This is a genomic window from Photobacterium sanguinicancri (genome assembly GCF_002265265.1).
Lineage (GTDB): Bacteria > Pseudomonadota > Gammaproteobacteria > Enterobacterales > Vibrionaceae > Photobacterium > Photobacterium sanguinicancri.
This window is the reverse complement of sequence record NZ_NOIF01000216.1, coordinates 1-7,295: the sequence shown is the minus strand read 5'-3', so window position 1 is coordinate 7,295 and position 7,295 is coordinate 1. Positions and strand designations below refer to the sequence as shown.

Here is a 7,295-nt window from a genome sequence, read left to right as displayed (position 1 = left end):
ATTTAAAGCAGATTTCTATTTCTATCTTGTTCGCAATAGATTCTCATTATTTAAGTGAATAAAGTCTTTAATAAATGGAATGAACCAGGCGTGTAGATCCCTTCACTTAGCCCCGCTACTGCATGGCCTGTTATTGCATGTAACCCTCACCTCACTCATCCGATCTCTTATCTTTGGTTGAGAGAGGTTGACTGAGGCATCAGTGAATATGTGAAAGAGAAAGGAGCATGACTAGGAGAGTCTAAAAACCTGCGACAGCATGGCATGATTTAGCAACGCTATATTTTGCATGTGCTTGCCTTTCTTGATACCGCGGTAAGCATGGTTAGGTTTTTACGTATGTTCTGAAGTCTCGCTGGTTTACTCTCTCAATAGAGATTGGAAGTTGCGGGCTGTCATGCGGTTGTACAAATGAAAAAAAACCGCCCGAAGGCGGTTTTTTGGGGATGAAGATAAAGCTGTCTTGATTAAAGGATTGCGCCAATACTTAGCATAACCATGATAAGTACAGTCAAAATACCTAGTAGTGGAGCTACCCACTTAACCCAACGAACGTAAGGAACACGTGCGATAGCCAGACCACCCATAACAACCGCTGATGTAGGAGTCATTAGGTTTACAATACCTGATGCAGATTGGTAAGCCGTTACTACTAGGTCACGACTAACGCCTGCGAAGTCAGCAAGTGGCGCCATGATAGGCATGGTTAGAACAGCAAGACCAGATGAAGAAGGTACTAAGAATGATAGTACGATTTCTAGCCAGTACATTACGTTGATGAACACGATAGAAGACAGACCTGTTACTGTGCTTTCAGCTGCGAACAGGATTGTATCTGTGATCATACCGCGGTCCATGATTACCACGATACCACGTGCGATACCGATGATAAGTGCAACACCCAGTAGGTCACGAGCACCGTCGATAAAGCTTGAAGTGAATTCTTCTTCGCTCATGCGGGCAATCAGACCGATGACGATTGTTGATGCTAGGAACATGCCTGAAATTTCAGCCATCCACCAACCAGCAACAGATACACCGTAAATCATCACACCGAATGATGCAGCGAAGATAGCAAGAATGATTTTACGTGATGTTGTGAACTCTAACATTTCACCAGACTGGTTGCCTAGGAAGTGTGCTTTGTTCTCTTCGTACTTGTCGTAAACGATAGATTTAGTTTTGTCAGCACGAACCATTTTTGCATAACGCATTACGTAGCCAACACAAATTACCCAACCGATAGCCAGCATAGCAACACGAAGCATGATGCCATCTGTAAATGGGATACCCGCGGCGTTTGCTGCGATTACTGTTGCGAATGGGTTAATAGTAGAGCCAAGCGTACCGATACCAGCACCCAGTAGTACTGTTGCCGCTGCAACAACTGGGTCAAAGCGTGCCGCCATCATTACCGGAACAAGTAAGGTGTAGAAAGGTAATGATTCTTCAGCCATACCGTAGATAGTACCGCCTGCAGCAAACAATGCCATCAGGATAGGTATCATCATTTCTTCTCGCCCTTGTAAGCGAGCGGTTACACGTTCGATACCTGCGTCGATAGCACCTGTTTTAGTCACAAGACCAAGGAAGCCACCGATAACAAGAATGAATAATGAAACATCGATTGCAGCAGCTTCGTAAGTGTTGTGGTCGTAGAAGCCATCAATCGGTGCGATAAGAACATCAATCACGCCTTGAGGGTTGTTTTCTACTGCATGGTAGGTGCCGGTTACTGGCACTTCCTTGCCAAGATCTTCATTCATTACGCGATCATACTGACCCGCTGGAACAATCCAGGTTAGCAGTGCGACAAACGCAATGAGGCCGAACAGAATGGTGTAAGCAGAAGGGAATTTAAAGTTGGCAAAGAAGCCGCCTTTCTCTTCTTGTTGTACCGTTTGAGTCGTCATTTTTATCTCCTTGCACCCATATTGTGGTGGTGTATGGGTGTGATCCAGCACGCCGAACATCGAAGTAGGCGCAAAAGGGCTCCCTGAACAGTCGCGTTCAGTAAAACGTATTATTGGAAATTAATTTGGTGTATGAGCTATATGCTCATAACCATATTTGCTTGAGTTACTTATTCGGTAACATCGAAGCGAATGGGTGATCGGCTATTGAAGTTATGACATGGTGCGCGAACGCTCTGTCACCCCTTTATCGTTAGCCAATACCTCGAAAGGCAACGGCACACTATGATCAGAGTGGGTGAATGGAGCGAGTGCGCCTCGAGAACGGCGGAGTCGGTTGCGTCGGCAGACATGGCGAACTCCTGTATCGATAGTGAACTTACTCATGATCGTATCTCTCTTTATTTTAGTGCCCGGTTGGTCGTTGCCACCGAGTCATATCTCTTTGGACGGGGTGATTGTAATCTGCTACTAAGTAGGTAACTTTGCAGCCGTTCACACTTTTTCAGAAGGCTGTTTTGGCGTAAATAACCACACAGTTTGTGTGTTAGGGTATTTTTCGTTAATTAATGGATGAATATGTTTTTTGTCTCAGCTTAAAAGTTGGGTGAATATTCACCAGAATGTTAATTTTCAGCCTGAAAATCGCATAATTACGATAATTTATGCCTGCGTTTTATAACATCTTCGTTTTCTTATGCGTTTTTTCTTCTGAATTACGCATTTATGGCATGACGTGTTTTTGCATAAGCTGAAACTTTATTCACTCGTAAAAATGGGACTAAAGCAGCTTAGTGCATTAAGAAATCGACAATTTCTTTGATCAAAATCAATTTTACCTTCCCGTAACATTAACAGGATGGTAATTCGTTTAAATCCATGCGATATTTGCCAGCAAATTTATTCCATAGTTGGAGTTACCCCATGTCTTATGCAGAACTGATTGAAGAGCAGAAGGAAGAGACTCGCGAAATTATTGCCGCTATCTTAGAAGATGGCAGCGAGCCTGAAGCGCTTTACACGATTGAGCACCACTTCTCAGCGGATACCTTTGAAGAACTTGAAGCTGCAGCTGTTGAGGCATTCAAGATGGGCTATGAGGTGATGGAAGCAGAAGAGCTTGAACTGGCGCCTGAAGATGGTGGCGGTAAAGTTGTTTGTTTTGATGCCGTAATGGAATCTGCACTTAAAGTAGAACTTATTGATGAGCAAGCGGACAAAATGATCCAGCTTGCTGAAAAGCACAACATCGATTACGACGGCTGGGGTACATACTTCGAGTCGGGTGAAGATGAAGACGAAGACGGTGAAGAAGACGACGAGTAATCGCGTTTCACAGTTTTACGTATCAAAAGTCGGCTTATATAGCCGACTTTTTTGTCTCTGCAATATGGTGGGATATGTTTTCCATTGCCTCCCTGGACTAAAATGTTTTTAGCATTCGTACTTCACACGCATCATGACCTGTGTCTCCTAATGCATGCGGTACAGTCACAAATCCTAATGACTGGTACAAAGCAACCGCTTCTTTGAGGTTTTCTGTAGTTTCTAAGTAGCAGCCGCTATAGCCTTGCTTGCGGGCAAAATTCAATGCCTTTACTGCCAACATTCGTGCTAATCCTTTACCGCGAAGTTGTGGCAGAAAGTACATTTTTTGCAATTCACACAGATTATCCGATCCCGCTAACGATGCGACGCCGCCTCCACCTAAAATTCGATGATCTTTTTCTATCACCCAGTAGTGGTTTTTCTTATCTGCATAAACTTGATACATGGAGTCTAATGTAGGGTCTGCAACGCCATACCCTTTGTCTGCGGTTAAGCCATATTCAGAGGATACGCGTCGAATAACGGCGGCGACAGAAGGGTTATCTTCGGGCGTGATGGTACGTAAAGTGAAGCCCTGTTGATTTTCTGCGGCACTGATTGAGCGGCAATAACGGTATAAACTACTTTCTAGCTGATTAACTTCATCGCACTCCATTTGATCCAAAATATTTTGCATATGTTGGTTTAATTGTTGGTGAAGTGCGGTGAGTGTTTGCTGGCCTGTTGGCGTTAACTGCGAGAGTTGGCTACGTTTATCGTCTGGGTTAACTGTTGTTTGTACTAGCCCTTGGTTCAGTAAAATGGCAAGTGTACGGCTAGCATTTGATTTATCGATATTTAACTTTTGAGCCATCTGATTGACGGTGCAAGGGGATTGTTCTAACTCGATGAGTGCATGGGCTTGAGCTGGGGTCAGTTTGAATGATCCGCAATAGCAGTCAAGCATACCTAGTTGACGAACAAGTTGGCGTGATAACAAACGAAGTTGCTGTGGCTGCATATTTTTCTCTTTATGGTTGCGGATTGCAACTAAATGTAGTTGTGGTTCGCAACAAAGTCAAGGGATGCGCTAATGTGCTTCAGCTTGAATTTATCGACTAACATCGAGATCTATCTTCCAATATTACCCATAGACGCTTATTAGCGGGTTGTGGGGTGTCATTATTCATTTCTCGCTTTTTATTGTGACCTATTGCTTCCACGGTAGGTGATATGTCGGTGTGTTTGCCGTTCACTGATATTTAAGTTAAGTGGGGTAATAAAAGCACCTCACTGTGCAGATTGTGAAAAATTAGGGATGGATATTGAAGATGGATAATCAGATTAAGTTTTATGGTCAAGGCCGTGAATTTTTTGGTATTTGGCTTGTGAACTTGCTGCTGAGTGTCGTTACCATTGGAATTTACTCTGCATGGGCAAAGGTGCGGACTAAAAAATACTTTTACGGCAATACTGATTTGGCAGGTGATCGGTTTGATTACCACGCGAAGCCTATTCAGATCCTTAAAGGGCGGATGGTGGCAATGCTTTTTGTATTGATTTGGTTTGTCTGTAATCAGCTTTTCCCTACATTATCGCTGCTGTTAATGCTCATTTTTATCTTGTTAGCACCCTGGTTAATCCATAGTAATACACGCTTTGATGCACGAATGACGAGCTTTCGTAATGTTCATTTCAATTTTACGGGCTCTGTAAAATCGGCCTATAACGTTTTTCTTTTCTGGCCATTGATTTGCGCTGTCTTAATTGCGTGCTGTTTACTTATTTCAGCGGCAATTGGGGGAAGTTCATGGCTTGGAGGCCTTATTGTCAGCGGGCTAAGCCTTTTATTAGGGTTTGTCTTATTTTGCTGGGTTAGCGCCGAGATAGCATCATACTTTGTTAATGGTTATCACTATGGCTCGTGCTCATTTAGCGGCAAGATTGATACAAAACAGTATGTAACAACATATCTACAAGGTGCTGTTTTGGCTACGGTATTAACTGCGCTGATGGTCGGTACTGGTATTGCGCTCTTCGGGTACTCGTTCCATGATATTTCTAATTCTGGAGAGGGGATCGCAGCCAATGGCGGCGATTTCACTATGATATTCGCAATTTTTAGCAGTTATATCGTCTTTATTTTGATCATGCTTATCACCAGCGGCTTTATTCAGGCTCGGTTACGTAATTACATTTTTTCTGAAATAAGCATCAAAGAAACTGCAGAATATGGACTGATTTCCCGAATGACAACAAAGGGACTTATCACATTAATGCTCTCTAATTTTATATTATTGGTAGTTTCCGTTGGGTTTGCTCGCCCTTGGGTGATGGTGCGAACAGCAAAGTATGTAGCCTCTGTTACTGCCGTTCAGGGCGATCTCAATGCGTTAACTGTTGAAGGTGATACGCTTAATGCGTCTTCTGCTGTAGCGGATGAACTTGCTGAAGCCTTTGATTTAAATATAGGTATAGGATGATTATCAAAGGGTTTTGTCATCCACCGCGTAGCGCAGACAAACTCGCTGCGAGTGTGATGTTGCTGTCTGAAGGGCGTTTACAATTAAGCACGGCCCAAGGCCATCAAGTGTTGTTATTGGAGACGGTGAATATCAATGAGCCGCTAGGGCGATTGCCAATTAGGCTTTCTTTTCCTGATGGTTCACAGTTTATACCTGATGACTCCCAGTTGCTGGAAGGGGTATTGAAAGCAAGAGAGCGGACTTGGCTTCATAGGGTTGAACGTAATTTACCCGCGATCGCCAGTAGCCTCGTATTGATGGGATTACTCTTTGCGCTATTTTTTACTCACGGTATTCCTTGGTTAACTAGCGGTATAGTTAAAGCTTTACCGCAACAAGTGCCAGTGCTGGTTGGTCAGCATGTCATGCAGACATTGGATGATAATGTATTAACGCCTAGTGAATTGAGCGTGGCACAGCAAGCGCTGATTAAGCAACGCTTTCACACTATGGTGGCACAGTTACCCCCTATGCCAGTTAAACCACAGCTACATTTTCGCCGCTGGCATGCAAGGCCAAATGCGTTAGCCTTGAGTGATGGTTCAATTGTTGTATTTGATGCTTTGGTTGCACTTGCTAAAACGCCGGAGCAGCTGGACAGTATTTTACTTCATGAGTTGGGGCACCTTCATTACCAGCATGTAATGAAGTCGATAGTGCGATCGTCATTACTGTCAGCTTCGGTTGCGGTATTGACGGGCGAAAGTACTGGGCTTGTTGACACTTATAGTGGGGCTGGGGTCTTTTTTGTCACGCAAGGGTATTCACGAAAAGCGGAATTAGAGGCTGATGAGTTCGCAGTTAAGTCGATGTTCGATTTATATGGCACAACAGAACCGATGCAGCAAATGTTGCAATTGTTCATTACGCCTAATGGTATTGCCAATGAATTACCTGAATGGATGAACACTCACCCTGCATTAGAAACGCGAATAGAAAGACTTGGCGAGTGATAGAGGCGTTAAAGGAATCTGTTTAGGCGGGGAGTTTAAACAAAAAGGGAAATGCTAAATTGCGTTGCCCTTTTTTGTGCGCTTAAACTGCGTAAATCTGAGGGTATTAATGCTGGCAAGCCATTGCATCAAATAGGCTAACAGAAGCTTGTTGATGTTCTTTCTTCTGCCAAACACGCTCGTGAAAGTAGTAAGCAAGGGTATTAATGGCTGGCTCAATCATAGCCATTACACTGCCAATTAGAATATCCCCAGTAAGCAGGTACACAACAGTAAAGGCGACGGTAAAGTGAACAACCGCAAAGCTGATTGTTTTACTAACGGGGGCACTGTAATGAGATTTTTTGAGTGCTTTGGTTTGCCATGCTTTTTCATGAAAGTAAAACGCCACCGTATTAACCATAGGCTCGATCATCGCAATCAAGCTACCGATCAAAATGTCACCAGTCAGTAGGTAAGCAACACTGAAAGCAACAGTAAAGTGAATAACGGCAAAACTAATGGTCTTTTTCATGGTGGTGTCCTCGTTCTTTATGCCGCTATTATTACCTTTATTTTTTGATAGTTAAAAGTGACTGTAATTATTATATTAATAG

7 protein-coding genes are annotated in these 7,295 nt (G+C 43.4%); 3 read left to right on the top strand and 4 right to left on the bottom strand.

Annotation, left to right across the window (positions count from 1 at the left end; translation table 11 throughout):
* Positions 1-467 precede the first annotated feature (467 nt).
* Complete coding sequence (locus tag ASV53_RS21420) at positions 468-1,913, bottom strand: YfcC family protein (RefSeq protein ID WP_062691834.1); 1,446 nt, start codon at positions 1,911-1,913, stop codon at positions 468-470.
* A gap of 213 nt (positions 1,914-2,126) precedes the next feature.
* On the bottom strand, positions 2,127-2,300 hold the full coding sequence (locus ASV53_RS25590; protein ID WP_157072684.1) for a hypothetical protein: 174 nt from the start codon (positions 2,298-2,300) through the stop codon (positions 2,127-2,129).
* A 537-nt stretch (positions 2,301-2,837) separates the two neighbouring features.
* On the opposite strand from ASV53_RS25590, the gene rraB reads away from it, so the two are divergent.
* A complete protein-coding gene (rraB, locus tag ASV53_RS21415; protein WP_062691835.1) occupies positions 2,838-3,239 on the top strand; it encodes a ribonuclease E inhibitor RraB in 402 nt (133 codons plus the stop codon).
* A gap of 97 nt (positions 3,240-3,336) precedes the next feature.
* On the opposite strand, the gene ASV53_RS21410 is transcribed toward rraB, so the two are convergent.
* Positions 3,337-4,242 (bottom strand): bifunctional helix-turn-helix transcriptional regulator/GNAT family N-acetyltransferase, encoded by a 906-nt coding sequence (locus ASV53_RS21410; protein WP_083541012.1) that lies wholly within the window; start codon positions 4,240-4,242, stop codon positions 3,337-3,339.
* A gap of 310 nt (positions 4,243-4,552) precedes the next feature.
* Here ASV53_RS21410 and ASV53_RS21405 point away from each other — a divergent pair, with 310 nt between their 5' ends.
* Both ASV53_RS21405 and ASV53_RS21400 read left to right on the top strand, forming a co-directional pair.
* On the top strand, positions 4,553-5,704 hold the full coding sequence (locus ASV53_RS21405; protein ID WP_094958598.1) for a YjgN family protein: 1,152 nt from the start codon (positions 4,553-4,555) through the stop codon (positions 5,702-5,704).
* Entirely contained in the window at positions 5,701-6,699 is a 999-nt protein-coding gene (locus ASV53_RS21400; protein ID WP_094958597.1) for a M48 family metallopeptidase, read from the top strand. Before ASV53_RS21405 ends, ASV53_RS21400 begins: the two co-directional genes overlap by 4 nt.
* Before the next feature lie 106 nt (positions 6,700-6,805).
* On the opposite strand, the gene ASV53_RS21395 is transcribed toward ASV53_RS21400, so the two are convergent.
* Positions 6,806-7,213, bottom strand: coding sequence for a DUF2061 domain-containing protein (locus ASV53_RS21395; protein ID WP_062691840.1), 408 nt, complete (start codon positions 7,211-7,213; stop codon positions 6,806-6,808).
* Positions 7,214-7,295 lie beyond the last annotated feature (82 nt).

Excerpts from the sequence above, each read along its gene's own strand:
- ASV53_RS21420 (WP_062691834.1), bottom strand. The coding sequence starts at position 1,913 with ATGACGACTCAAACGGTACAACAAGAAGAGAAAGGCGGCTTCTTTGCC.
- ASV53_RS25590 (WP_157072684.1), bottom strand. The coding sequence starts at position 2,300 with ATGAGTAAGTTCACTATCGATACAGGAGTTCGCCATGTCTGCCGACGC.
- rraB (WP_062691835.1), top strand. The coding sequence starts at position 2,838 with ATGTCTTATGCAGAACTGATTGAAGAGCAGAAGGAAGAGACTCGCGAA.
- ASV53_RS21410 (WP_083541012.1), bottom strand. The coding sequence starts at position 4,242 with ATGCAGCCACAGCAACTTCGTTTGTTATCACGCCAACTTGTTCGTCAA.
- ASV53_RS21405 (WP_094958598.1), top strand. The coding sequence starts at position 4,553 with ATGGATAATCAGATTAAGTTTTATGGTCAAGGCCGTGAATTTTTTGGT.
- ASV53_RS21400 (WP_094958597.1), top strand. The coding sequence starts at position 5,701 with ATGATTATCAAAGGGTTTTGTCATCCACCGCGTAGCGCAGACAAACTC.
- ASV53_RS21395 (WP_062691840.1), bottom strand. The coding sequence starts at position 7,213 with ATGAAAAAGACCATTAGTTTTGCCGTTATTCACTTTACTGTTGCTTTC.